Consider the following 25,451-nt stretch of genomic DNA (forward strand, 5'->3'; position numbering starts at 1 on the left):
TTAATTGCCTCCAATGCCGACGCCAGGTACACCAGTGGTGCATTCCAGTTGATGGCAATTTCATTAGAAGCATAAGAACAATCGTCATCGGTGAAAGCCGTTTCAGGCTCATTGAACTTATAGGTACCACACTTGTCCTGCATACCTGGATTGGGGCCACCGGAAAGCAGTCCTGGAACCGGCTCAGTAATACCGTCGGCAACAGAAGGACGGTGGTGCGGGTGCATGGGTGTTTTACTGCCATGACCCGTCACAAAGGAGTACCCCGTTGCATTGCGCCCCAGGATATAATCCATATTAGACAACGCTGCCGTAAAGTATTTTCTATCCCCACTCAGTTGGAAAGCCTTCAGTAAAGCAATGCCCTGGTTGGCAGCCACCGCACTGCTGCCCCAAATAAAGTCGCGGGGCGATTGTCCCATGATGGTGGCAAAAGCGTTGCGTTGTTGTGCAGGCAGCAGGCTTTCGGCAAAGGCAATGATCTTCGCTTTTGCAGGTGCAGCATATTGTTTGGCAATGGCACTTTTTGCTTGCTTTGCCAGACGATACATTCCCAACATGGCCACACTGTTCCAGGAAGGAAGCGAAGCAGCCGCCGCCATACCGGCATCAACCTTGGCCGCATAGGTCTTATCACCCGTTGCTGCAAGCATTTCGGTTGCAGCCCAAAACCACTCATCAACCAGGTTTCGGTCGCCATAAGCACCTGTAGTAACCTTGGGTTCAAATTCTTTGTTCATGTTATCCTGCTCGTAGAGCACATTGGGGTTTTGGACGGCCCATGCCCAGGCTTTTTTTGCTACCTGCAAACAACTGTCGCTTAATCCGGGCACCTGCTTTGCAAAGGGCCGAAAAGCTACAGAAGCCTGTGCTGCTACTGCTGCCAGGTTGAGGGCCGCGGCGGTACTCTTCTGTACCACATAACGGGGGGCTCTGGTGATGCCGGGCATCAACATGCCATCAAAGGATGCATTGGTGCATTTGTGGTACACACCACCATCATTGGGATCCTGCATGGCCAGCATCCATCGCAGGTTGTACAACACTTCATCAAGAACATCGGGCAGTGCATTGCCACTTTCAGGTATGTTGAGGTTTTGTTGCTTAAAGTAAGCAGCATAGTCTTCATAAGCCGACAAAAGCGTGTTGGTAGTAATGCCGCTATTGACCACATACTTATTGTAATCACCTGCATCGTACCAACCGCCGGGCAGCGACAACTTTGTGCCTGCAGGTCTTGAAGCAGAAGCTGCTGACGGATGCACCAATACCGCCGTATCAGGGTGGCCGGCACCCCGATGCCACTTGCCTGCATACTGTTCCTGCAGGGGTGTGGAAACACGTTGATAATAAAAGCCTTTAAGAGCAGCAGCTGCTACCCCATCGTGCACTTTATTGCCGATGCGAAAAACATAGGAATGGCCCAGTCCCGGAACAAGTACCACATAGCTTCCGGCCTTATTAAAGTTGCTAAAATCTGCAATACGGGTTTTAGTGGAAGAATTAAGCGACTGCTTTGCTGCTCCCAACACACCGCGAAACAAAGTATCACGAAGGTTGGTAGCGGTAATGTAAAAAGGGCCATCGTTACGTGTCCCTTTCACTACGGCGATCTTGGCAGCCGATGGGTAAAAGCCTGCCTGGTTCAGACAGATACTATCGGTGACTTGTTGTGCCTGTATGGTGGTGATAGAAAAGAATGCAGCGATGGTGTTAAAGCAAAAGCGGGATAGATAATTTGCGTTTGGCATAATGGGCAAGTTGAACTTAAAATACAAAGTATTGAATAAAGGAAAAGCCGCATTGCTGCAGCTTTCCTTTCTTTTTCAATCCTAACAATAAGGGCCTTGGGAACAAGGCCCCGGAAAAGTTTAGATATAGCGGTTGATGATATTTTCAAACAGTTCCTGCTTGCCGCTGCGTACTGCAGGTTCGCCGTTTTCAAGGGCATAAGCACGCAGGTCTTCCAGCGACAATTTACCGGCTTCGAATTCGGCACCCTTGCCGCTGTCGTAAGAAGCATAACGCTCCTGGCGCAGCTTTTTGTAATCCGACTTCTGCAGGATATTATCCGCAGTAATCAGTGCACGGGCAAACGCATCCATACCACCGATATGCGCCAGGAACAGGTCGTCGGCGTCGGTAGAGTTGCGGCGGATCTTGGCGTCGAAGTTGATACCACCACCCTGCAGACCACCGGCTTCCAGAATGATGAGCATAGATTCGGTGAGTTCGTTGATGTCGTTGGGGAACTGGTCGGTGTCCCAGCCGTTCTGGTAGTCGCCACGGTTGGCATCAATTGAACCCAGCATACCTGCATCGGCAGCTACCTGCAATTCGTGCTGGAAAGTGTGGCCGGCCAGTGTGGCGTGGTTTACTTCGATGTTGATCTTAAAATCATTCAGCAGGTCGTACTGGCGCAGGAAGCCAATTACGGTAGCACAGTCGTAATCGTACTGGTGCTTGGTAGGCTCCATGGGCTTGGGCTCGATAAAGAAAGTGCCTTTGAAGCCTTGCTTGCGGGCATAATCTTTAGCAGTATGGAGGAAACGGGCCAGGTGCTCCTGCTCGCGCTTCATGTTGGTATTGAGCAGGGTCATATAACCTTCGCGGCCACCCCAGAACACATAGTTCTCACCACCCAGTTCGATCGTTGCATCGAGGGCTGCTTTTACCTGTGCGGCACCATGCGTCAGTACATGGAAATCGGGGTTGGTGGCTGCACCGTTCATATAACGCAGGTGCGAAAACAGGTTGGCAGTACCCCACAGCAGTTTTACACCACTTTCCTGTTGCTTTTGCTTGGCATATTCCACCATGGCTTGCAGGCGGCGGTCATTCTCGTTGATGTCGTTGCCATACTCTACAACATCCACATCATGGAAGCAGTAGTAAGGCATGCCCATTTTGGTGATGAATTCAAAAGCTGCATCCATTTTCTTCTTGGCTCGGGTGATGGCATCAGCGCCTTCGTTCCAGGCGAAATTATGGGTACCGCCACCAAAGGGATCGGAACCATCGTTGCTGAAAGAATGCCAGTAAGCGCAGGCAAAACGCAGGTATTCTTTCATGGTTTTACCAGCTACTACCTGGTTTTCATCGTACCAGCGGAAGGCTAGTGGATTATCGCTCTCGCGGCCTTCGAATTTAATTTGACCAATACCTTCAAAGTATTGCTTGTCTCCAGTGATAATGGGCATAGTTAATCGTTTATTGTTTTTAGCTTTTTGTTGCTTATTGGAAAAATTTCCTGTTACAGGTGTTGCAGGAGCAGCTTTTTCCATTGCTGGTAAAGTTCTTCGTACCGCTCTTGCTGTGCACCGGGTGCAATGAGCTCAAGCGGCTTTATGTTGCGGAATGCATCGTTTTCATTTTGGTAAATACCGGCACCGATACCTGCACCAAGGGCTGCACCCACACTACCATCGCAGGGATAAAGTTCTACCGGCACGCCGGTTACATTTACGAAGGCTTCGGTAAACAGGGGACTCAAAAACATATTGGCCTTGCCTGCACGAATTACTGAAGGATGCATGCCATTTTCCCGCATGATATCCAGTCCGTACCGGAAGGCAAAAGCAATACCTTCTTGTCCTGCACGCACCAGGTGTGCACGGGTATGAATGTTCAGGTCTAAGCAATGAATGTGTGCGCCCACCATCTTGTTGCCCAGCATCCTCTCGGCACCGTTACCAAAGGGCAGGATAAACAGGCCATTGCTGCCTGCCGCCACTTTCGATGCTTCTTCATTCAGTTGAGCATAGGAAACACCCGGCGCTACCGTATCGCGCAGCCAGCGGTTGAGGATACCGGTGCCATTGATGCAAAGCAACACCCCTACCCTTTTGTTTGCTGCACTGTGGTTAACATGGGCAAATGAATTGATCCGGCTCTGCTGGTCGTAAGTCAGTTCATCGCTTACACCATAAATAACACCGGAGGTACCAGCAGTAGCAGCCACTTCGCCCGGCTGGAGCACGTTCAGGGAAAGTGCATTGTTGGGCTGATCGCCTGCCTTATAACTTACCGGGATACCCGCACGAAGCCCCAGTTGCGCAGCTACTGCTGCGGACACTTGGCCATGTTCGGAAAACACAGGCTGTACTTCCGGGATGATGGCGGCATCATACCCAAAGTAATTCAGTACATCAGCGGAAATCTGTTCGTCCTGGAAATCCCAGAAGATGCCTTCGGAAAGTGCAGAAGCAGAGGTGGTGGCCTTACCGGTAAGTTTCAAAGCGATATAATCGCCTGGCAGCATTACCTTATCTACCTGCTTAAATACTTCTGGTTCGGCATCTTTAACCCAGGCCAGTTTGGCCGCGGTGAAATTGCCGGGAGAGTTCAGCAATCGCGAAAGGCTGCGTTCAGGACCAATGGCCTGGAATGCTTTATCCCCATAAGGAATGGCACGACCGTCGCACCAGATGATGGCATCACGCAGGCTGCGGCCTGTCTTGTCAACGGTTACCAGGCCGTGCATCTGGTAGGCAATACCAATGGCGCTAATATCCTGCGCATTGAAACTATTGGAGGTAACAGCTTTACGGATGGCTCCTTGTACATTCTGCCACCACTCTTCGGGGCTTTGCTCAGCCCAGCCGGGTTGTACTACTTTGATACCGGTTTCCTGCTCGGGGTATTGTGCCTGCGCAACCACATGCCCGGTATCTGCATCCACTACCGACACCTTGATGGAAGAGGTGCCCAGATCTATTCCTAAAAGCAACATTGGCAAGCTTGTTTGATTGGAGCAGCAAATTAGCGGTGTTTGCGCTGGCACCCTACTCCATTATTCTCGAAAACTAATGCAATCTTATTCATTCTTTAAATTATTTCCAGTTTAGATGCTTAATATTGTTGCATGCGCCTTTTAGTTGAAAAACTTCCGCTGAGTGAAAACACATCCTTTGTGGCCCGCACCCACCGCACGCCGCATTTTGAAGTGCCCTGGCACCAGCATGTGGAATATGAACTCATCCTCTTTACTGAAGGTGCCGGAATGAGTTTCGTAGGCAATTATGTAGGTGAATTTGAAGTAGGCGATATTTATTTCCTGGGGGCCAACCTGCCGCATACCTTTCAAAAGACAGGCGACCTTGTTACCAGTGCCGTCGTCGTACAATTCAAAGCAGATTTTTGGGGCAATGCCTTTCTTGAATTGCCCGAGTGCCGGATGATCAACAAATTTTTGAAAGCAGCTGCACAAGGTTTTAAAATCCAGGGCGCACTCAAACAAACATTGCATCCCATCATACAGCAATTGGAACATGCCCGCGGCTTTGACCGGGTGCTGCTCCTGAGCAAATGCCTGCACCTGCTATCAGAAAACGATGAACACCAAACCTTGTCCACCCAGGAACTAAAGCCCCTGCAACTCCGAGACCAGGAACGTATTGACCGCATCTTTCAGCATACCATGGAACACTACCGCGAACCCATTACCCTGGAAGAAATTGGCGCAGTGGCAGGCATGAGCATCCCTGCCTTTTGCGCCTATTTTAAAAAGCGCACCAAGAAAACCTATATCGATTTTGTAAACGAAATGCGCATCGGTTATGCCTGTACCCTGCTGGCTGATACAGAGCAAAGCATCATGCAGGTTTCCTTCGACAGCGGCTTCAACTCAGTGGCGCATTTCAACAAACAGTTTTTAAAAATCAAAGGCATTACCCCTTCGAAGTTCCGCAAGGCATTTACAACATCAGCTTTTGCATGAGATAAGCTACTAGCTACAAGCTGCAAGTAAATACAGGCATCTATGTCCTTCATTATTCAAGTGGGTTTAATGCACACTGGGATAGCAACCGGTACTTCAACTTTTCCACACTTGCTAAACATTTTAGGAAACACCCGTACTTTGTATTTCTGAAAAATTTCATTTCATGCCTACCAATATAAAATGTCCTACCTGCGCAGCAGCCTTTGATGTGGAAGACGTGCTTTCTGCCGATGTGGAGCAAAGACTGAAAAAGCAGTACGAGCAGCAGCAACAGCAACTGCTTGCCCAGTTGAATGGCGAGAAAAAACGCCTGGAGGAAGAACAGCTGGCATTTGAGGAAAAACGCAGAAACCAAAACGCGATTTTTTCACAAAAATGGCAACAGGAAAAGCAGAAGTTGGAAGCCCAACTGGCTGCCGACAAGCAAAAACTTGAAGCCGACCTGCTGGCGCAAAAGCAAAGGATAGAGGCAGAACTGCAACAACAGATCCGAAAATCGGTAGCTGCCGATTACGAAAACCAACTGCGCATCCTGCAGGAATCGGATAAGGAGAAAGAGGAGAAACTGCGGAGCGCCCAGCAAAAAGAACTGGAGTTCATGCGCAAGGAACAGGAACTGAAAAACAGGGAACAGGAACTGGAGCTGGACCTGCAGAAAAAGCTGTTGCAGGAACGCGAAAACATACAGGAGCATTTGCGCAAGGAAGAAGAAAAACGTATTCAGTTGCGCGATGAAGAACACCGCTTCCGGGTAAAAGATTTGGAACTGCAACTGGAAGAACAGAAAAAACTGATTGAGGAAATGAAGCGCCGTGCCGAGCAGGGTTCGCAACAGCGCCAGGGAGAAGTGCAGGAAATCATCCTGGAAGAGATGTTGAAAGAGCATTTCCCCTTTGATGAAATCGGTGAAGTGGGCAAGGGCGTTGAAGGTGCTGACTGCATTCAAAACGTGCGCAACCGCCATGGGCTGGAGTGCGGCTCCATAATTTTTGAAAGCAAACGCACCAAGACCTTCAACAATGCATGGATCGACAAACTTAAAGCCGACATGCGAGCACAGGGCGCCGATGTAGCCATATTGGTAACCCAGGCCTACCCGAAAGATTTCACCTGTTTTGGCGAAAAAGATGGCGTTTGGATCTGTTCTTTTGGTGAAGTGCTGGCGCTGGCCAATGCCTTGCGCCAAACCATCATCCGCGTTGCCGAAACCACCAAGGCCGAAGAGAACAAGGGCGAGAAGATGCAACTGCTGTATGGTTACCTCACGGGCAACGAATTCCGCCAGAGCATCGAAACCATCGTGGAAGGTTTCCTTGCCATGAAAAACAATATCATGAAGGAGCGCATTCAGATGGAAAAGATGTGGAAGGAACGCGAAAAGCAACTGGAGAAAGTGTTGCTGAGCACCTCGGGCATGTATGGCTCTATCAAAGGTATTGCCGGTGCTTCTGTGGGTACTATCCCCCTGCTGGAAGATGAAAGCACGGAGGAAGCGGAAGAGGGAAATGGACAGTTGCTATTGCAATAAGTCTTTTTAAATTTTGCTATCCTTTAGAGATGGAAGATTGGGTTTCGGCAAACCTATAAGGTTGTATCAACCTTATAGGTTTTTTTATGCCACCACGTAACTAAGCCAGATACCGCCCAGTAAACGGGAACAGATGTGTAGGGCTTGCGGTGTTTCTTTTTGAAACAACATTTTCGTTTCAAATACATCTCCCTTCCTGGTACAGGCTTGTATGGGCATGTGTTTCTTGAAATCCACTTCACCCGTACCATACCACTTAAATCCTGCTTCTTTACAACTCCAGATAAGGGTGGCTGCAAGGGCATCGATTGACCCGGTCCATTCTAAACTTTGCACTGCCTGTTGTGCCAGCGCCCATTCTTCATCGGCAGCAAACTTGGCGCGGATGCGCGCCGCCTTTTCCGTCACTACTTCAATATCAATTCCTACCCGCTGACCTGGGCTAACAATAGCAGCGGCATAATCGCTGCAATGCGAAATGGAAAAATGGTAGGCATCGTCTTCGAGGTAGGGTTTGCGGGTATCGGCAATGCGGATCAACTCGGAGGGAAAGTCGGGATAAAGGTGCCGCAGCAGGAAACGGCCCGACAGGTGCTGGAGGCGTTTATGCGGATGCACCACTTCGCGTTGGGGGATGGCCAACTTTCGAAAAAAAGCTTCCTCCTCGCCAATCAGCCACACGGCGAGGCGGGCATCATGGTTCACATCCTGTTGAAAAAAAAGGGGCATGTTCTGGAATTTCCCGGTTATTTTGCCGCGCCGCTTCATTGGCAGACCTGCGTACCGGGTCACAAAATTGCGTACTTAAATCAAAGCACCCATGATTCTGTCCGATAAACGTATCCTGGAAGAAATGGAAAATGGCACCATCAAGATTGTTCCCTATCACCGCGAGTGCCTGGGCAGCAATAGTTATGATGTGCACCTGGGTAAAACTTTAGCTACCTACCGCGAACATATCCTTGATGCAAAAAAGCACAATACCATCGAAACCTTTGAAATTCCTGAAGAAGGATTTGTGCTTTATCCCCATGTATTTTACCTGGGCGTCACCGCCGAATACACCGAAACGCATGCCCATGTGCCTTTCCTGGAAGGCAAGTCATCTACCGGCCGCCTGGGCATTGATATCCATGCCACTGCCGGCAAGGGAGATGTGGGTTTCTGCGGCAACTGGACCCTTGAGATTTCGGTAAAACAACCCGTACGTGTTTATGCCGGCATGCCCATCGGGCAGCTGATTTATTTCCCCGTGGAAGGCGAAATTGAAGTGCGTTACAACCAAAAAGCCAACGCCAAGTACAGCGGCCAGCCCGACAAGCCGGTGGAAAGTATGATGTGGAAGAATAAGTTTTAGGCAATTCCCAGGTCTCACCCCCTGTCCCCCTATAGGGGGAACTTAGGCCGGAATACCTGATCACTTAGCAAAGACATTTGTTACAAGGTTTTTAATGAACAGCGCCCCTCTGCTTTAGAGGGGCGCTGTTGTTATAGTAATGTTTGACCTAAGTTCCCCTTTTAGGGGGACAAGGGGTGTCAGGAGTTCATCTGCCAAATGGTAGCCGTGAGTGCAGTAGCAAAACTCACCCAAAGCAGGTAGGGCACCATCAGCCAGCCTGCTGTTTTGTTGATGCGGAAAAATGCAAGGATGGTGAGCAGGATAAATATCCAAAGCACAATGATTTCCAGCGTGGCCCAACCAGTTTCATGGGCACCAAAGAATATCAGGGTCCAAAAGAAGTTCAGCACCAGCTGTATGATCCAGAAGGTCATAGCGGGCTTTTTAAGCCGATCCGCTGAATTATTTTTCCAAACCAGGTAAAAAGCAATACCCATGAGGATGTATAACAGGGTCCACACCGGCCCAAAGACCCAGCCCGGCGGGTTCCAGCTGGGACGGTTGATTTGACGGTACCAGCTGCCCTCACCTGTTACGGTAAACAGGGCACCGGAAATTCCCGCAATTTGCGGCAGTGCAAGGGAGATAAGTAGTTTGACCCAATTCTTCATTTCTGTTCTTTTATAATTACGTTTTATTCATCCCTCCCCGCTCCTCACTCATCCGCTATTTCCAACATGCAAAACAATCTTTCCCAACTTTTGATCAGGGTTCCCATCCTGCATTATATAGCTCCTCTTCCGTACTTTTTTCCATAAGCCACCAGCCACGCAATCACCTCGTTGTACGACATGCGCCCCTTGGGTTGGTTGTTCCAGCGAAGATAAGCGTCGTAAATCCGCGCCATATAAGGCTCAACGGGATTGCGGCTTTTTTCCAGGTAGTCGGCAAATGCCGCCAGGTCGCGTTGTACCTGTGGCGGAGCTGCCTGCCGCAGGCTGTTGGCCATGGTGGTGTCGCTGCGCCGGATATCGGAAAGGGTATACAGGAATAATTCGAAGTAAATACTGTACCGCACATCCGCATTGGTAGCGGACTTACCGGTGAGAAAAGCAACAAAATTGGCCTCGCTCTCCTTGGCATAGCCCAACTGGTGCGCCATTTCGTGGGTAACGATAAAAGGTTTCAGAAAAACCGGTACCGAAGTTTTGATCTGCGCTTCAAAAGTGAAAGGATTATAATAACCCGTAAACCCCACCAGGTGGCCCAAGGAGGTAAACAAGGAGGGTTTTACCGATGGCGCCTGGTAGCGAAGAAAAGGGTGTTCCACTTCAGCCTGGGCATAAGCGGCCATGCCTGCATACAGCAGGTTCCGGTTTTGATTAAAATGTAAACGCCCTACCGTATCCACCTGTGGTGCGGTTTGCTCCAACCGGTACTGCAGTTGTTCAGCTACGATACCCAAATCTTTAAGGGTATAGGGCAATACTTTTAATTCCAACTGGCTGGCAATCCCCTGGCGGCTGTAGTTGAGTCCCCAAAAACTTTGAAATACGATGTAGATCAGGAGTGCCGCATTCAGCAGGGAGCGCAAGAAATCTTTAGCCCACATCTTTTTACTACTGCTGTTGCGATAATTACGGACGCCTTTCACCAATGCATAACCCAGGTAAACCATGGCTAAACCATACAAAATATCACCAATACTAAAGGGAATCCAGCCCAGGAGGCTACGTCCGCCAAATGCCAGCCAGGGATAAATACCCCGGGAATAATACTGCTCTACCCAGCCGGGTTGGGTGGCAAAGAGCCGTATCAGCAGGGCAAGCGCCACCAAAATCATACATTTGCGGTCAATTCGGGGTAAATAGGACATGAAATTGGGCTTGCTCGTTAAATTATTCCTTGTTTTGCGGCCAATTTACCGGATTTCCTTTACCTTTGCCCACCCTAAATTGATACCATGAGCAACCGCCGGGAATATGAAATAGCGTTTGTTGGTTTGAAGGCCGGTATTCATGAATTCAACTACAGGGTTGACGATAAATTCTTTGAAAGCTACCAGGAACAGGATTTCCGCAAAGCCGACGCTCAGGTAAAACTGAAACTTGAAAAGAACAACGGCTTTATGCAGTTGCGCTTTGAAATTGGCGGACAGGCGGAAGTTACCTGCGACCGGTGCAACAATGACCTGCCTTTTCAATTGTTCGATGAGTTTACAGTAACTGTAAAACTGACGGATGATGCGGAGCAGGCCAATGAAAATGAAGAAGACCCCGATGTATTTTACATCAGCCGTGGTGAGAGCCACCTGGATGTAAAAGACTGGATCTACGAATTCGTTAATCTGAGCATCCCCATGCAAAAGACCTGTACCTATGAAAATATGGACGGTCCTTATTGCAACCAGGAAGTGCGCGAACTTCTGAGCCGCATGCGGCCTGAGGAGGAAAAGAAGAACGATGTGTGGAAAGGGTTGGAAAAATTCAAAGACCTGGATACCACCCAGGAACCCTGAGTGAACAGTTGAAAGTCGGAAGACAAAACATATTGCCGAAGTAAGCAGAAGAGCAGCGATGATTGGTGTAGCAGCAGCTTCGGTGAACAAACAAACAATAAAAAAGTAATCAGCAATTTAAATTACTGAGTTATGCCAAACCCCAAACGCAGACATTCGCAGCAAAGAAGTGCGAAGCGCAGGACCCACTACAAAGCTGTGGCTGCAACGCTTTCTACCGACAAGACAACCGGTGAAATCCATGTGCGCCACCGCGCCCATGTGAGCGAAGGCAAATTGTACTACAAAGGACAACTGGTTGCCGAGAAAGCACCCCTGAAAGCGTAATCAACTTTATGTATAAAATCCATAACCGGATACTACAGTGTCGGGTTATGGATTTTTTTATTTTTGGATACCATGATGAAGATCGGCATTGATATGATGGGCGGAGATTTTGCCCCAATAGAAGCAATTAAAGGTATTCAACAATATATACAGGAAGCAGCCCAGGCAGCACATCTGGTATTGGTGGGCGATGAAGCCCAAGTCAATCCGCTCCTTGGCCCCCTCTCCCTCCGTGCCGATCAGTACACCATGGTGCATGCACCACAGGTGATCGACATGCACGAACATCCTACCAGGGCGCTCAAAGAAAAACAGCAGTCCTCCATTGCCATAGGCTTTCACTTGTTGGCCACTGGTAAAATAGACGCCTTTATTTCTGCGGGCAATACCGGCGCCATGCTGGTAGGTGCTTTATACAGCATCAAAGCACTGGAAGGCGTGTTGCGGCCCACCATCGCAGCCATCATCCCCAAAGAAAATGGTGCTACAGGTCTCCTGCTTGATGTAGGCCTCAACTCCGACTGCAAACCCGAACACCTCAACCAGTTTGCAGTTATGGGTTCGGTATATGCCCAAAACATCCTGGGTATTGAAAACCCGCGTGTTGCCCTCCTAAATATTGGAGAAGAAGAAGGCAAAGGCAATATACTGGCACAGGCCACCTATCCCCTGCTCAAGGAAAACACACACATACAATTTGTGGGCAATGCGGAAGGCCGCGACCTGCTGCTCGACAAAGCCGATGTAATGGTATGTGATGGTTTTACCGGTAACATCATTCTCAAACTCTCCGAATCGCTTTTCGAAATCACCAAAAGCAAAAACATCCGCCACGATTACCTCGACCGGTTTGATTTTGAAAATTATGGCGGAACCCCCGTGCTGGGTGTTTCCAAACCAGTAATCATTGGTCATGGCATCAGCAAGGCAAAAGCATTTGCCAATAAAATAAGGCTTGCCGAAAAGATGATTGCAAAAGACGTAATGCAAAAGCTGGCAGCAGAATTGGTAGCTTAAAGCAAAAATATCGGTGCGCTTATTCTTCCTACTTGCATTGCTGACCGTTGCAGGTACCGGTTGCGGACAGCAGCCGCAATGGCGTTTTATTGGTACCATCCAAGACCATAACATACCCCTTGGCGATACGACCATCACTGCACGACTGACCGTTTATAACGATACCCTCTTCCCTTTTTTCCTGCACCTGCACCATAATGAGGCAACTGCTGACAGCACCCTGCACCAATACCTGGGCGAGCAAGGCGGCGCAGTACTTATGCTGCTGAACAACAGGCAAAGGAACCTGTCGTTTACGCTATCGGGAAAAAGGTTTCTGGCAGACCCCAACAGGATATTTACCGATTCGGGCACCCGGCAGTCGCTGCAACTATTAAGTGTATATGACAGCGCTTCGGCTTCCGCCCTTAAAGATTTTGCTACACAAGTGCTGGCCCTGATTCCAAATAGCATTCCTCTTATTGCGGTACACAACAATACAGATAAGGCCTACTCTATATTATCCTATACTGCTAACGGGGCATTGGCTAAAGATGCGGCCCTGGTTTACCGCAATCCGTCTATGGATGCTGATGATTTTGTGCTCACCACACATGAGGGTTTGTTTCAGTACCTGAAAAGTAACAGGATCAATGCCGTATTGCAGCACAATACCCTTGCAGGTGATGATGGATCACTCAGTATTGTGCTGGGCAGGAAAGGACATTTTTACATCAACATAGAAGCCGAACATGGCCACGGCAAAACACAGAGGGCGTTAATCAATCAAGTGGCTGCTTTTGTCCGGCAGCATCTGAGTGCTATGGAATAATTGCTACTGGATTTATTCCAGCTTGCGTAATCCGGAATAACTGTAAAACATACATTTTTCCCGATTGCGTAACCCTTTTTTCCCGATCCGGCACAATTGCCTTTTTTCCCGGCGTTTCCTTTGCACAAAATTTCGAAACGTTGAAACAATACATCCTTCCTTTTGCCGCGCTGATGGCTTTCAGCAGCCTCAAAGCACAGGACCAACTATTAGCCCAGGACCATACACCTACAGTAAAACATTATTCCGAAGAACTTAAGAACGGCATTATCGAAGGACGCATCCTTACTACCGATGGCCAGCCGGCAGCAGGCGTAAGCGTTGATCTGCGCGGCACCGGCAAAGGTACCGTAACCGATGAAAATGGTTTTTTCCAGTTGCGCAATGTGAAACCCGGTAATTACACCCTGGTAGTTTCTTTCGTAGGATTGAAAACCCAGGAGCAGGAAGTACAGGTAAAAGAGGCAGCTACCGCGCAGTACAGCCTCAACTTGCAGGAAGACTCGCGTCACCTGCAGGAAGTTACCATCCGTTCCCAAAGAACCCTGAATGAAAAGCCTGTTGCCATCGGCAAGATTCCCATCAACCCCATGGACCTTCCCCAAAGCATTTCTGTTCTGGGACAGGAAGTGCTGCGCGACCAACAGGCGCAAAGGCTGAGCGATGTTATTAAAAATGTAAACGGCGTTTACCTGGCTACCGTTCGGGCAAGCACACAGGAAACCTTTTATGCCCGTGGTTACAACCTGTCGTCCAACAACATGTTTAAAAACGGCGCCCGCATCAACACCGGTTCCATGCCCGAAATGAGTGCACTGGAGAAAGTGGAAGTGCTGAAAGGCAGTGCGGCCATCCTGTACGGACAAGTGGCGCCGGGAGGTGTGGTAAACATGGTTACCAAGCAACCCAAGTTCCGCAGCGGTGGTGAAATCTCCATGCGTGTGGGTTCTTACGACCTGTACAAACCCTCTTTTGATATCTACGGCCCGCTGAGCCAAAAGATTGCCTACCGCCTGAACGGCACCTACGAAAGCGCCGGTTCTTTCCGCGACAAGGTAAGCTCCGAGCGTTTTTATGTTAACCCTTCCCTGCTGTTCAAACTGGGCGACCATACCGAACTGGTACTGGAAGGCGACTACCTGCAACATGATTTCACCCCTGACTTTGGTATCGGTTCCATCGACAATACCCGTATTCCAAACGTGCCCCGCTCCCGCTTTTTCGGTACGCCCTGGCAATATGCCAAAACCCGCCAGAGTACGGCAACTGCTTCGGTGAAGCACCAGATCAACGAAACATGGACTTTAAACGGATCGGCATCGTACCAGAACTACAACCGCGATTACTATTCTATTGAAAGAATCCAGGCTTTACCCAATGGTGACTGGACCCGCCCCCTTGGCCGTGCATTCAACGAAGAGAACTACTATACCGCGCAGGTAAATGTAAACGGCAAGGTTAAAACCGGTAAACTGGTACACACCCTGCTTGCCGGTGCAGATGCGGACCGTTACCTCACCGGAACCTATGCCTTCAACCAGCCGGTAACCTACGACATGATCAATATCCTTGATCCAAACAAATATGTACCCCGCACCGACATCCCGGCTGCCTCAAAAACCCGCCTGGTGGAAGTGCCTATGAACCGTTATGGCATCTATGTTCAGGACCTGGTGAAACTGTCTGAAAAGTTCAACTTCCTGGCTGGCCTGCGCTACACTTATGTGCAGACCCTTGGTGCCGACACCCTGAACATGGTATTGGGCAAACAAACCAAAGGAACCGACCGTACCGACAAAGCCTTTTCGCCCCGCCTTGGCCTGGTGTATAAACCCACCAAGCGCACTTCGGTTTTCGCCTCTTATTCCAATTCCTTTATTACCAACTCGGGAACCGACGTAAATGGCAATACCCTGAAGCCTTCGGTGATTGACCAGTATGAGGTGGGTGTTAAAAACGAATTCTTCAATGGCCGCCTTTCGGCCAATCTTACCGCTTACCGGATCATCAACAACAACCTGGCACAAACAGCTCCTTTCCTGCAGGATGGCATCACACCCAATAACAATACCGCCATCAAGCAGCTTACCGGCCAAACCACCAGCGATGGCGTGGAAGTGGATATCATTGGCCACCCTGTTGCAGGCCTCAGCGTTGTTGCCGGATACAGCTACAATTTCATGCGCTATACCCGCACCGATACCACGGTAGGCAGCTTTGTAACAGGCGAACGTTTGGTAAACAACCCGGCCCATACAGCTAACGGAAGCGTTTTTTACACCCTTGGTGGCGGCAAACTTAAAGGGCTTAAGGCAGGTGTTACCGTTGCCTATATTGGCGAACGCCTTGCCGGCTGGAATACCGACATCATCAAGACCAACGGTGTTTCCGGTTTGCGCAACCGACAGTTTGAAGTAGATGGATTTACCACCATCGATGTATCGGCTGGATACAACTGGCGCAAGCTGTCCTTGCTGGCAAAACTGTCCAACCTGGCCAATACACTCAACTACTACGTACACGAGAACTACAGCATCAACCCCATTCCCCCGCGCCAGTTTGTTGCTACCGTTACCTACCGTTTCTGATTCGATAACTTACTTTAACCTTTGGGGCCGCCTTATGCGGCCCCTTCTTGATAACTTTGCTCCCTTCTTTATTGAATATGAAAACATTTTTTCGCCGCATCCACTTGTACCTGAGCCTCGCAGCCGGCATTCCAATCCTCCTGGCATGTCTTACCGGCGCCTTCCTGGTTTTTGAAAAAGACCTGGAAAAAGCCTTGCACCACGACCGCTATTATGTAACTGCGGCAGGCAGCCAGCGCAGTGCGGAAGAACTAAAGGCACTTGCCGTTCAGGCTTTCCCGGGACATAAGGTAAATGGCATTAAGCTTTATGGCGCTCCCGACCGCTCGGCCGAACTTAACCTGAGTCCTGCGAAAAAGGATAAAGGCGGTGCAGCCGGCAACAAGGAACAGCAGCAAGGAAAACAGGGTGCACCGGAGCAAAAAGGCGGCGGAAAAGCAGGTGGTGAAAAGCAGGCCGGCAAAGGTCCGCAAGGTCCTCCTCCGGGCTTTACCGTATTTATGAACCCCTACACCGGCGAAGTGCTGGAAAAGTACAGCTACCGCGAAACCTTCTTCTTCCAGATGATGGCACTGCACCGCTGGCTGCTGGGCGGCAACGACAGTGTAGGTAAAATCATCATGGGCGTAAGCACCTTCCTTTTTATGTTCATCCTCATCACAGGTATCATTTTGTGGTGGCCCCGCACCCGCAAGATCATGGTACAGCGGTTGAAGATCAAAAAGGACGCGGGCTTCAAACGCCTCAACCACGACCTCCACATCGTACTGGGTTTTTACACGGCTATTTTCCTGTTCATCTTTGCTTTTACCGCTATGAACTGGAGCTTCGAATGGTTTAACGATGCGCTTTTTGCCATTACCAAATCATCGCCCAAGCCACCGCAGGCACCCAAGTCCTCCCCTGTGGCAAGTGCCAATGCAGTAGGTTTCGACAAGGCTTTTGCCGCTGCACAAAACCTGTATCCCGCTGCTGAATTTTATAATATCTCTGCTCCCAAGGACAGCACCGAAACCTTCACGGTATCGGTACTGATGGCAGACGCAGCCCACGAAAACGCCACCAACAGCGTGTATGTTGACCAGTTCAGTGGCGAGGTGAAGGGCACCCTTGCCTTTGAACAACGCAATGCAGGCCAGCGGGCAAAATCATATATTAAGCCCCTGCACACCGGCTCTATCTGGGGGATGCCCACCAAAATCATTGCATTTGTAGTATGCCTGCTGGGTGTAAGTTTTCCCATCACCGGCGTGATCATGTGGCTCAACCGCACAAAGAAAAAGAACAGGAAGACGGAAAAGAAAGTGGCAGCAATTGCCTGATAAGCAGGTCAAATCTTCAACAAAAACCCCGGAATCGTTTTCCGGGGTTTTTTATTTGGCTGATTGGAGACATGGCTTGAAGTAATTGCGTGATTCAAACCAGCAGCTATTTGCAGGTTAGTTTCAATAACCACTGCTGGTGATCCTGTTGAATAGTAGTAAACGGGAAAAAAGCCTAAGCATCACCGTGAATGCCTTTTTACAAATACTCTTTTGCGTTAAACTGTAGTAAAGATTCGAACTTTTATTACCACGCTACAAAGTTTTCTACACTTCACCTGCAGCCAGCGGAATTCCTTATCCTAAAACAAAAAGAATATCAAGTACTTACCCCTAACCCGCTGCTTTGCCAATTTATCAGGCACTTATTTGTAATATATCCGCAACCTTTTACAGCTTCCCGCCTATTAAGTTTTTCTATACTTTGATCCCCTGCACCCTTTAGATTACTACCCTCCTTGAAAGCCAAAACACACTTCCATGAAACCGATTCTGTACTTCTCACTGGAGTTTTTCAACATGCTTTTTTTTGGATTGCTGTTTTTGTCCCATGTATTCAGGGGGAGGCAAACTTCGAGGGCCAACACCTTGTTATCCGTAACGCTATTTGCAGCTGTTTATAGCTCCGGGATTTTATTGCTGATTGATAGCAAGCTGATACTGGACCTTCCGCACCTGTATCGCACAGCCAACATTTTTATGTACCTGTCTTACCCACTAGGTTACCTATATGTGGTACATACCCTGAGCCAAAAGCAATGGCAACGCCGCAATTGGCTGCACCTGATTCTAACCTTTGTTTATATCGTTGACTACCTGCCTTTCTTCCTGTTGGATGGTGCCATGAAAAGGAACCTTATTGAAGCCGATTTTCTGGGCCAGACCACCTACCTGTACAACCAGGGGTGGATTTTTCCTGCAGGTTTTCATTTTGTTTTCCGTACCATTCTATTCAGCGTTTATTGTATGCTTGCCTACCGGGCCATCTACCAGGCTTACCGGGCAAGTGAAAGTTTCAGAGAAGAAAACAAATCCCTGCTGGCCTGGCTGATTGTTTATAACAGTTTCCTTGCGATCCGGACCAACCAACGCTGGCTGGGAAGCACCCGAAACGCACTGCAGCTGAACACCGAATGGCGTAAATACTGGAGCCTGAGCCGGCGAAACCCGGAAACGGTACTGGCTATCTGGCATTGGGGCAGCTACCTGCTGAACGGCACCCTGCCCTACCTGGAAATGCCTGCCACTGCCAGCGATATCTACAACCGCAGCGGTAGGGCTTACACCATCGGCAGGTTTCGCGGCCCCTCCTTTCTCTACCTAGAGTCGGAAATCCGCTTTCCCATTCTGGCCAACAAACTGATAAGCGGCGTGGCCTTTGCCAACTGGCAGTCGGCATCCAACGGCAAAAAGCAGTTACTGAAGGAACGTTGGGAACCCGGTGCCGGCATGGGGCTCAGGTTTTTGTTTAATAAAAACACCCGCACCAATTTATGCCTCGATTTTGCAGTTGGACGATATGGCGCATCCGGCATCTTCCTGGGATTAAATGAAGCATTTTGAAACCAACAGACCTCCCAAAACACCACCCAATTTTCCGGCACCTTTTTTCCTGTAAGAAAAAGAAAAAACATGAACAGGAAAGAACATAAGGGCGGCATACTTACCAACCAAGAAATAGAAGAAGAACTGCAACGTACCGGGCAGCAGCCCGAAAACCAGCCTTACCGTGGCAGCCAGGATAATGGCGATACTGTGGTACGTGAACTCGGTACGGAAGTGCAGCAAAATGACGGCACCGGCGAAGAAGATACGCCTGAATAAAAAGAGCTGCCCGAGGGCAGCTCTTTACCTAAACCGAACAACCATTGCCGATAATTTGCTTGCCTGACCGCAATTCACTATGAGTAGAAAGTATATCCCAGGTTGACGGTATGCTGCTCCAAGGTAAACAACTCGCGCCAAAACAGTTGCACCTTACTGCGGGCTGTAGGCATATGACTCAGCTTCACCTCGGTGGTAAATCCATTGCTTCCTCCCCGCTTCAAATCGTTGATCGCGTAAATAGGTGTGAGCTGCAGGAAAGTGCGTTTGGTAAACGAATAGTTACATACACTCTGGAAGGTAAGCCCATGTCGTTCGAAGCGCAAGGCATCTGGAACTTTATCTGAGTTGGGCTTGCTGATATACTGGTAAGAAATAATGGGAAAGGCCTGGATTTTTGCATTTATAAACCACCCCCATACAATGCAGGGAGCGAGGGTCCAACTGCCGGCACCCAGGCCTTTTGCTACACTCCCGGTAGGCATATAAATGTCGATGGAAGGGGCAAGCGCAGCTACCTTGGGAAAAACCTTTGAATAGTCTTTGAATGCAATATTGAAATACCGCAGGCGCACATCGCCTATACCTGAGCGGTTGTTTTCCAGATTGGCCATATAAGGCAGTTCAAACAAGACCAGGTTGCTGGCGTTGATGGAATATTGCCCATTAACCCGGGCACCCAGCAAGGTTGGCAATACACCCCAACTCACTTCGGCAGCAACATTTATCTGGGTGTAAAAATTGGTGGGTTTGGAGGGATCGATTTCCAGGGTGGCAGTACTATCCTGGGCACCTAACCCCAAGGTTGTAGCCATACAGGCCAGAAGTAGCAAATAGCGGATAGAGGAAAGAACATTCATGTGTTTTTGTTTAGCTATTGGTCATGATACCCACCGGGTCTTTTTTGTAAGACTTCACTTTTTTGAATTGCACAAAATGCAGGAACTGCAGGATAAAGGTGCGCACCTCCGGAGTGCCTGCGGGCCGCACCAGGGTTCGGTTATAACTGAGGAAAGTGCTGGCGCCTTTCCACGCGGGAAAGAAAAATTCGGCTGATGCCTTTAATGAGTTTTGTCCCTGTACGCCATAACCATTGGGTATGTTGGAACGCTGGCTGCCGCCGGCCCCGTAAATCAACCCGCCACCCAACCAGGTTTTGGGTGCAATGTCATGAGAGTAGTGCGCCTCGAAACCGAAAAGTGGTTTTTGGCGGAGGATATAATCACCCTTATACGCACGGTTCTTTCCAAAAAACCGAACAGATCCATACAGGTCGATCCAGTTTTTTCCTGCCTTGAAGGGCAGCCCATAATTGAACAGAATGCGGGAAGTAAACCGGTTACTTCCCAGGTTGCTTACGGCATTTTTATCATATTTACCCAAGGGCAATCCCTAGGTAGTATGAATACCGAAATAATCCCGCATTGGTGTTTTGCGAAACACTTCCGGGAGCATGGATGCACCTCCCCAGCAATTCACATCAAAAATGATGGAGGGATCGGCCATCCCCCCATCGGTATTAAGCACCTTGCCTTCCTTGGTATTTTGCCAGGTAATCAGGTGGCTAACTACCGGGATGTTGATGCCAAGTCCGGCGGTGCGGTCCAGCACCCGCAGCACATGGGTATAGTTGAAGTTGGTAGTATTGTTCTTCGAACGGAGCTGGGATGTAGCAATAGATTCATCTATCCAGGTGTTGCTGCCTGTATTGGAATAGGTTGCCGCCAGGGCCGCCGACCCGCGGGGCGCATTAAGGTATACCCGGCCAAACTGTGCCTTCGCCTGAACCCAACAACAGCAGGCAACCAGCAGGAACCGGATATATAAAGGTTTTACAGTCATAAACAGGCACAATAAAAAGCGGTACTTACATCACCTGGTCGATGGACAAAAGGGAGGATTTCTGCCGGCGCCAGCTGCTGTACTCCCGGATCCCATTAAGCTGGATCACGGCCAGCAAAAACACAAACACCATGGTAAACAAACAGGTCAGGGTCATACTGGTATAGATCACTTCAGATTGCCACTGGTCGCCGTTGGCGAAGGTTGCCACAAAAGATTTTCCGCGGCTGTTGCGGTAAATGCCTCCTGCTGCTACAGCGCCATACATCAGCAGGGCCTGGTGCCAGTATTGTTTGGGTGGTAAAAGCCGGTAGTCTTTTTCCAGGTTGCGCAAGGAAAGAAAAAGGGAAATTGGAAAGTAAAAACAAAAGGTCACGAGCAGCCAGCCCATAAAATTGCTGACCGGCACGCCAAACCAGGGACCCGGATTGCGATAGGCAAAAGCCTTGTTGAGGTGAAACACGGGGTCGTTGCAAAAGTCCCACATCGAAAATACAAATGAAGCAACGATGGCGGTTTCCCACACCAGTGTGTTCCACTGAACAAAGCGAGTACGGTGCACCAGCACCTTGGCCACCATCCAGCTTACAAAACCCATGGCCATATAAGTAGGTGTAGCCAGCCAGGGAATATTGAACAGGCGCGGGCCCAGTGCGGGCGAATGCTCGAAATAACCAAAAGGAAACCCAAACAGCACGCTGGTATTTTCAAAAAGATTGCTGACCACAAAACACAACAGCGCAAAAACACCCAGTTCTTTTACCTTGTAATAGCCCAATGCCAGCACCACGAAAAAGAGGGTGAGCAAGACTTGCTCCACGAGGTTGCGGTAAAATGGGTTTAAAACAGGCGCCAACAATTGCTGTCCGCCAATGCTCCATACCAGGTATACAATTAAGGTAATCCAACCCACCGTCAGCAGACGGGGGTTGGACCTTTTGCTTATCACATATACCATTGGGTAACTATTTGTAGAACTTAAAATCGGGTGCAGGCGGGCAGCCGCCATCCAGTGCCCTGCGGATCTCCTCGCGGAAGGGCAGATCAAAACCTCCGGGCACATAGAACCAGGGCGTGATCATGTTTTCAAGGTAGCAACGGCCAACAATGGGACCATCCAACGAGCCTTCGTGGAGATACAGGCAGCCCTCCCACAGTGATGTTTGGGGTGCAAAACCAATAGCCTGCTGGTCGGGAAACTCAGGGGCCACATAGTACTTGCCCTGTGGAGTTTCCAATATGCCATACAAGGGTATATCAATCCCTTCCACCACTTTCGATTGGTACGATTTGATGGGCGTAAACTTTACCGCAGGACCATAGGCAAACTCCATGCGGCCATCCTTGTGGATGTATGCGTAGTTGTTGATAGTATCATCGTGGCTCAGGTCGGGTTTGCGCCACATCCGCAGGCGGAACATATCGCCGTTGTTGAGATAAGCATCCTGCCAGATATAAATACCTTCTTCGTGGTCAGGCGTGCGCATATTACCCCACTGGTGCTCAAACCAGGCCACACCATCAAACTCGATGGAACGGTTGCCAATGGTAACAGGCCCATTGATGAACATTTTAGGCGCCAGGTAATAGTAAGAAATTCCGTAGACCGTAGCAGGATTGTGGCGGCCGCTGCGGCTGGTATCGTGGCCCTCGTTTTCAAGCCCCATGGGGGTAGGGTAAACATAACCAGGAGCATATACCTTACCGGTAATACGCATGCTGCCCGTGTTCACCCTTTGCATGGGTGGTTTCTTCTTAATGTCTACATTAAACTGCCAGGTTTCGTCTTTGGCATGGTATATCTCTTCGAGAAAACCATGTTCTTCGGTACCTATTTTCATGCTGTACCAAAAATCTTCCTTTGCGGCATGATCATCAGAACCATTGGTCACCAGTTCGCCGGGATACAGTGTCACACCTGGCAAAAACTCGCCGGTGCGCAGGTTGTGCAGTGCAATGAAGGTGTTTTTAAGTGGCCGTTGCATTTGTTTGTCGTAGCCTACCAGCAAGGACATCCAAAAAAGGGTGTAAGGATCACCGGTTTTCTTGTCGGTACCAAATGCACTGAAATACAGCCACTCGGCATATTCAGGGCCATGATAAACAGGTCCGTAATGATAGCGGTGATCGCGGGGGAAACTGTACAGGCCATGACCGGATACTGTTTCAATACCCTTCATGGGTTGTGAACCAAACGGAACCGGGTTACCGGTTGCATCGGGGCGCATGGGCGATTGGGTGGGCATAGGCCATCCATAGCGTGCCGGTGCGCCCCGGTCTATTTCCTGTTTGAGTTGTGCTTGTTCTTCTGCGGTCAGCCCGCCTGTTTTAATGGTTTCCATTATTATAGTTTAAGTGTGAAATAGAAGGCTTGTGGGGGGACATTTACGTTCCAAAATCCAGCTGGACCTTGTGATACGCAGCTCAAACTATAATGGAAAAAAGGATTGATACCTATTCTGCAACTGTGTTTTGTGGTGATTTAGAAAAGGGATGTGAAAATTTAAAACCGCACTGATTCGGAAGGTTTTACACCGGAGTATTGGGGTCTGAAAAGAGCGTTGGAAGATCAAGCAAGTGTGTTGTTTTGGGAAGCTTCAACAGCCAGGTTACGTAATGCTAATCGGGAGCTTTTAGAGGCATAGAACAAGAAGAGCCAGGCTTCCATCATTATCCTTTGAATGAATTATGCCTTTGACCCATTAGTGCAAAACAAAAGCGCCACCCGGAAGGATGGCGCTTTTATTTTTTTAAAATTAAAACCGGTAACCTGCCGTTAACCCAAGCCGCAGGTTGAATTGGTCTTTATTGCCTTCGGGTGTAAAGCTTTGTTTGTACTGGTAGTTGAGTGCCCGCACCAGGCTGGCGTCGGCGCTAAACAGGTAGCGGCCACGGGTCCACTGTTTTGAGCCGTTTAGCGACAGGTCGGCCCAGTGGCGCATAAACTCGCGGCTGCCTGAGAAAGCAGCAAAAAAAAGATCATTGTTGCGCACCACCCTTTCCAGCGAAAACTCGGTACGGTTCACGCCTTTATACCAGCTCATTCCCAGCGTTTGGCTATTGCTGCCACCCGGACCGATGCCGGCACCCAGCACCTGTCCCAAGTGGGTATAACCGTGGCGCACCTGGTAGTGGGTGTACCAACTCTCCTGCTCCCGGATGATGATGGAACTTGTTTTTTGCAATTGGGTAGCTTCAAAAAACAGCGCCTTTTCCCTGCCTTTGGCGTTGACAAAATATTTGCGTAAACCCAGCACATAAGCCCTGGAATGCTCTGGTTCCAGTAAAATATCCCGGAAGTTCAGGGAGCGGTCGTTGCGGCCATACTCGCCATAGAGTTCGGCCTTGCTTTCGGGCAACACCAGGCGAAAGGAAAAAGAAAGCAGCTGGTCGCGGCCACCGCTTTGGTTTTCCGTACCGGCACTATTACCCAGCCAGGCACCCAGTACCGGGAAATAGCCATTGAGGTTTTTGGGTATTTGCGATTCATACTGGTAAAAAGCCCGGGAGAAACCCAGGTACAACCCTTTGATCCACTTGGGTTGCCAGTTGAGGACAAAGGCATTGATATACCGATGGTCGTTTAGCTTGGGAGTAAAAAGTGCAGAGTCGTTGATGCGGCGGCTGGTATCCTGGGGCAGCACACCCGAGCCTTTCAGCCTGCCGGCAATTACCTGCCACTCAAATGTCCCAATCCGGGTTTGCACCGGAGCGGTGGTGTTAAAGGTCAGGTGTGGAAAGCCAGGCGCATTGTTGGTCATCAAAAGGGAATTGCGAACGCCTGGTCCCCACCACAGGTTCTCGGATGAAATGCCAAAGGACAGTTTTTTGAAATTGAGCCGCACACTCGACTGACCCGCCAGCAGTTTGCGGTATACCCCATCGCCCATCCGCTGGGGTGCATCCACCCGGTCCTGAATAATATAGAAGTTGTACCAGACACTATCGGAATAGCTCTGGGGAAAGAGCGGGAAAGCAGGGTTTGCAGCCAGTACCGCCTCTGGCTGGAGCTGAATGGACAATATACCCTTGCGGAGGAAAAGGCCTGCAGAAGCAAAGGCCTGGTAACCTTTTGCCGGCACCATGGCGCCATCGTTCCAGCCATAGGCAAAACTGGAATTGTATTGCTGCCGCAGTTGTGCGGGCAGCACCGTAATACTGCCATTTTTACCCCAAGACAAACGCATGGCCTGCTGCCGGGAAAATGCTGTATCTACCTGCGGGAATATTAAAGAATCGAATTGCTCCGGGCTGGCAGCAACCAAAGGCCGGATCATTTGCGACTGGGTATTATTACTACGACCCGTTACCTGCAGGCGTCGTACTGTTTCCTCAAGCAAAGTAGTGCCCACAGGTAGAGACTGGGCCACTACACTTACTTGTGCCATAAGGAAAAGAAGGGCAAGGCTAACAGCCGGCAATAAACGATTTTTATAATTTTTGATAGTCCTGGTTCCTGGTTTACATTTCATGGTATGAGCGATTAGCACAGTTTGGCTGAAAGGAGGAATGCTAAAAAGATAAAAATAATTTTTAAGCGACTGCAACCTCCGGATAATACCAAACCAATGGGTATCAAAAGTATACAAAAAGGGCTGGCACACATGCCAGCC

General features: G+C 49.4%; 23 protein-coding genes. 11 read left to right on the forward strand and 12 right to left on the reverse strand.

Annotated elements, in window-relative coordinates:
* The 3 genes from BUE76_RS16810 to BUE76_RS16820 all read right to left on the reverse strand — a co-directional run.
* Positions 1–1,751: glycoside hydrolase family 9 protein (locus BUE76_RS16810; protein WP_143313441.1), on the reverse strand; the 1,751-nt coding region annotated here is incomplete at its 3' end.
* A 120-nt stretch (positions 1,752–1,871) separates the two neighbouring features.
* The gene (gene xylA, locus BUE76_RS16815; RefSeq protein WP_073043159.1) at positions 1,872–3,200 is read right to left on the reverse strand and encodes a xylose isomerase; all 1,329 of its coding nucleotides are present in this window, start codon (positions 3,198–3,200) and stop codon (positions 1,872–1,874) included.
* A 53-nt stretch (positions 3,201–3,253) separates the two neighbouring features.
* Positions 3,254–4,732, reverse strand: coding sequence for a xylulokinase (locus tag BUE76_RS16820; RefSeq protein WP_073042957.1), 1,479 nt, complete (start codon positions 4,730–4,732; stop codon positions 3,254–3,256).
* A gap of 132 nt (positions 4,733–4,864) precedes the next feature.
* Here BUE76_RS16820 and BUE76_RS16825 point away from each other — a divergent pair, with 132 nt between their 5' ends.
* Positions 4,865–5,719 (forward strand): AraC family transcriptional regulator, encoded by an 855-nt coding sequence (locus BUE76_RS16825; RefSeq protein ID WP_073042960.1) that lies wholly within the window; start codon positions 4,865–4,867, stop codon positions 5,717–5,719.
* A 166-nt stretch (positions 5,720–5,885) separates the two neighbouring features.
* On the forward strand, positions 5,886–7,250 hold the full coding sequence (locus BUE76_RS16830) for a DUF2130 domain-containing protein (RefSeq protein ID WP_073042962.1): 1,365 nt from the start codon (positions 5,886–5,888) through the stop codon (positions 7,248–7,250).
* Between the two features lie 84 nt (positions 7,251–7,334).
* Here the strand turns inward: BUE76_RS16830 and BUE76_RS16835 are convergent, their stop codons facing one another.
* Complete coding sequence (locus BUE76_RS16835; RefSeq protein WP_073042964.1) at positions 7,335–7,979, reverse strand: 4'-phosphopantetheinyl transferase family protein; 645 nt, start codon at positions 7,977–7,979, stop codon at positions 7,335–7,337.
* A gap of 91 nt (positions 7,980–8,070) precedes the next feature.
* Between BUE76_RS16835 and dcd the strand changes: the two genes are divergently transcribed.
* Positions 8,071–8,607, forward strand: a complete 537-nt coding sequence (gene dcd / locus BUE76_RS16840) for a dCTP deaminase (protein ID WP_073042966.1) — start codon at positions 8,071–8,073, stop codon at positions 8,605–8,607.
* Positions 8,608–8,786: 179 nt separating this feature from the next.
* Here the strand turns inward: dcd and BUE76_RS16845 are convergent, their stop codons facing one another.
* Complete coding sequence (locus BUE76_RS16845; protein ID WP_073042968.1) at positions 8,787–9,260, reverse strand: TspO/MBR family protein; 474 nt, start codon at positions 9,258–9,260, stop codon at positions 8,787–8,789.
* A 113-nt stretch (positions 9,261–9,373) separates the two neighbouring features.
* Positions 9,374–10,465: a DUF3810 domain-containing protein gene (locus BUE76_RS16850; RefSeq protein ID WP_083596501.1), complete on the reverse strand. Its 1,092-nt coding sequence runs from the start codon at positions 10,463–10,465 to the stop codon at positions 9,374–9,376.
* 87 nt (positions 10,466–10,552) lie between these two features.
* Between BUE76_RS16850 and BUE76_RS16855 the strand changes: the two genes are divergently transcribed.
* The 8 genes from BUE76_RS16855 to BUE76_RS16890 all read left to right on the forward strand — a co-directional run bounded on the left by BUE76_RS16855 (position 10,553) and on the right by BUE76_RS16890 (position 18,996).
* Positions 10,553–11,107 carry a YceD family protein gene (locus BUE76_RS16855; RefSeq protein WP_073042970.1) on the forward strand — a complete coding sequence of 185 codons (555 nt, stop codon included), beginning with the start codon at positions 10,553–10,555 and terminating at the stop codon, positions 11,105–11,107.
* A gap of 132 nt (positions 11,108–11,239) precedes the next feature.
* Positions 11,240–11,434, forward strand: a complete 195-nt coding sequence (gene rpmF / locus BUE76_RS16860) for a 50S ribosomal protein L32 (protein WP_073042972.1) — start codon at positions 11,240–11,242, stop codon at positions 11,432–11,434.
* A 72-nt stretch (positions 11,435–11,506) separates the two neighbouring features.
* Complete coding sequence (gene plsX / locus BUE76_RS16865; RefSeq protein ID WP_245798349.1) at positions 11,507–12,451, forward strand: phosphate acyltransferase PlsX; 945 nt, start codon at positions 11,507–11,509, stop codon at positions 12,449–12,451.
* Positions 12,452–12,464: 13 nt separating this feature from the next.
* The gene (locus BUE76_RS16870; protein WP_143157292.1) at positions 12,465–13,262 is read left to right on the forward strand and encodes a hypothetical protein; all 798 of its coding nucleotides are present in this window, start codon (positions 12,465–12,467) and stop codon (positions 13,260–13,262) included.
* Between the two features lie 140 nt (positions 13,263–13,402).
* Entirely contained in the window at positions 13,403–15,850 is a 2,448-nt protein-coding gene (locus tag BUE76_RS16875) for a TonB-dependent receptor (protein WP_245798350.1), read from the forward strand.
* A 77-nt stretch (positions 15,851–15,927) separates the two neighbouring features.
* On the forward strand, positions 15,928–17,172 hold the full coding sequence (locus tag BUE76_RS16880; protein WP_073042978.1) for a PepSY-associated TM helix domain-containing protein: 1,245 nt from the start codon (positions 15,928–15,930) through the stop codon (positions 17,170–17,172).
* 480 nt (positions 17,173–17,652) lie between these two features.
* Positions 17,653–18,735, forward strand: a complete 1,083-nt coding sequence (locus tag BUE76_RS16885; RefSeq protein WP_073042979.1) for a hypothetical protein — start codon at positions 17,653–17,655, stop codon at positions 18,733–18,735.
* 69 nt (positions 18,736–18,804) lie between these two features.
* Complete coding sequence (locus BUE76_RS16890) at positions 18,805–18,996, forward strand: hypothetical protein (protein WP_073042980.1); 192 nt, start codon at positions 18,805–18,807, stop codon at positions 18,994–18,996.
* A gap of 77 nt (positions 18,997–19,073) precedes the next feature.
* Here BUE76_RS16890 and BUE76_RS16895 read toward each other — a convergent pair whose 3' ends face one another.
* The 6 genes from BUE76_RS16895 to BUE76_RS16920 all read right to left on the reverse strand — a co-directional run bounded on the left by BUE76_RS16895 (position 19,074) and on the right by BUE76_RS16920 (position 25,226).
* The gene (locus tag BUE76_RS16895) at positions 19,074–19,856 is read right to left on the reverse strand and encodes a transporter family protein (protein ID WP_073042981.1); all 783 of its coding nucleotides are present in this window, start codon (positions 19,854–19,856) and stop codon (positions 19,074–19,076) included.
* A 10-nt stretch (positions 19,857–19,866) separates the two neighbouring features.
* Positions 19,867–20,379, reverse strand: coding sequence for a hypothetical protein (locus tag BUE76_RS16900; RefSeq protein WP_143157293.1), 513 nt, complete (start codon positions 20,377–20,379; stop codon positions 19,867–19,869).
* A 9-nt stretch (positions 20,380–20,388) separates the two neighbouring features.
* Complete coding sequence (locus BUE76_RS16905; protein WP_073042984.1) at positions 20,389–20,838, reverse strand: hypothetical protein; 450 nt, start codon at positions 20,836–20,838, stop codon at positions 20,389–20,391.
* A gap of 25 nt (positions 20,839–20,863) precedes the next feature.
* The gene (locus tag BUE76_RS16910; protein WP_073042986.1) at positions 20,864–21,796 is read right to left on the reverse strand and encodes a carotenoid biosynthesis protein; all 933 of its coding nucleotides are present in this window, start codon (positions 21,794–21,796) and stop codon (positions 20,864–20,866) included.
* Positions 21,797–21,803: 7 nt separating this feature from the next.
* Complete coding sequence (locus BUE76_RS16915; RefSeq protein ID WP_073042988.1) at positions 21,804–23,180, reverse strand: lipocalin-like domain-containing protein; 1,377 nt, start codon at positions 23,178–23,180, stop codon at positions 21,804–21,806.
* Positions 23,181–23,594: 414 nt separating this feature from the next.
* The gene (locus tag BUE76_RS16920) at positions 23,595–25,226 is read right to left on the reverse strand and encodes a capsule assembly Wzi family protein (RefSeq protein WP_073043165.1); all 1,632 of its coding nucleotides are present in this window, start codon (positions 25,224–25,226) and stop codon (positions 23,595–23,597) included.
* Positions 25,227–25,451: the final 225 nt, after the last annotated feature.

This window comes from Cnuella takakiae, assembly GCF_001953305.1.
GTDB classification, from domain to species: domain Bacteria; phylum Bacteroidota; class Bacteroidia; order Chitinophagales; family Chitinophagaceae; genus Flavisolibacter; species Flavisolibacter takakiae.

Bases quoted from the DNA above. Each gene is read 5' to 3' on its own strand.
- BUE76_RS16880 (WP_073042978.1), top strand. From the start codon at position 15,928: ATGAAAACATTTTTTCGCCGCATCCACTTGTACCTGAGCCTCGCAGCC.
- BUE76_RS16910 (WP_073042986.1), bottom strand. From the start codon at position 21,796: ATGGTATATGTGATAAGCAAAAGGTCCAACCCCCGTCTGCTGACGGTG.
- BUE76_RS16885 (WP_073042979.1), top strand. From the start codon at position 17,653: ATGAAACCGATTCTGTACTTCTCACTGGAGTTTTTCAACATGCTTTTT.
- BUE76_RS16835 (WP_073042964.1), bottom strand. From the start codon at position 7,979: ATGCCCCTTTTTTTTCAACAGGATGTGAACCATGATGCCCGCCTCGCC.
- BUE76_RS16915 (WP_073042988.1), bottom strand. From the start codon at position 23,180: ATGGAAACCATTAAAACAGGCGGGCTGACCGCAGAAGAACAAGCACAA.
- plsX (WP_245798349.1), top strand. From the start codon at position 11,507: ATGATGAAGATCGGCATTGATATGATGGGCGGAGATTTTGCCCCAATA.
- BUE76_RS16920 (WP_073043165.1), bottom strand. From the start codon at position 25,226: ATGGCACAAGTAAGTGTAGTGGCCCAGTCTCTACCTGTGGGCACTACT.
- BUE76_RS16890 (WP_073042980.1), top strand. From the start codon at position 18,805: ATGAACAGGAAAGAACATAAGGGCGGCATACTTACCAACCAAGAAATA.
- BUE76_RS16845 (WP_073042968.1), bottom strand. From the start codon at position 9,260: ATGAAGAATTGGGTCAAACTACTTATCTCCCTTGCACTGCCGCAAATT.
- BUE76_RS16850 (WP_083596501.1), bottom strand. From the start codon at position 10,465: ATGTCCTATTTACCCCGAATTGACCGCAAATGTATGATTTTGGTGGCG.
- BUE76_RS16855 (WP_073042970.1), top strand. From the start codon at position 10,553: ATGAGCAACCGCCGGGAATATGAAATAGCGTTTGTTGGTTTGAAGGCC.
- BUE76_RS16905 (WP_073042984.1), bottom strand. From the start codon at position 20,838: ATGACTGTAAAACCTTTATATATCCGGTTCCTGCTGGTTGCCTGCTGT.
- dcd (WP_073042966.1), top strand. From the start codon at position 8,071: ATGATTCTGTCCGATAAACGTATCCTGGAAGAAATGGAAAATGGCACC.
- BUE76_RS16820 (WP_073042957.1), bottom strand. From the start codon at position 4,732: ATGTTGCTTTTAGGAATAGATCTGGGCACCTCTTCCATCAAGGTGTCG.
- BUE76_RS16895 (WP_073042981.1), bottom strand. From the start codon at position 19,856: ATGAATGTTCTTTCCTCTATCCGCTATTTGCTACTTCTGGCCTGTATG.
- BUE76_RS16825 (WP_073042960.1), top strand. From the start codon at position 4,865: ATGCGCCTTTTAGTTGAAAAACTTCCGCTGAGTGAAAACACATCCTTT.
- BUE76_RS16830 (WP_073042962.1), top strand. From the start codon at position 5,886: ATGCCTACCAATATAAAATGTCCTACCTGCGCAGCAGCCTTTGATGTG.
- rpmF (WP_073042972.1), top strand. From the start codon at position 11,240: ATGCCAAACCCCAAACGCAGACATTCGCAGCAAAGAAGTGCGAAGCGC.
- xylA (WP_073043159.1), bottom strand. From the start codon at position 3,200: ATGCCCATTATCACTGGAGACAAGCAATACTTTGAAGGTATTGGTCAA.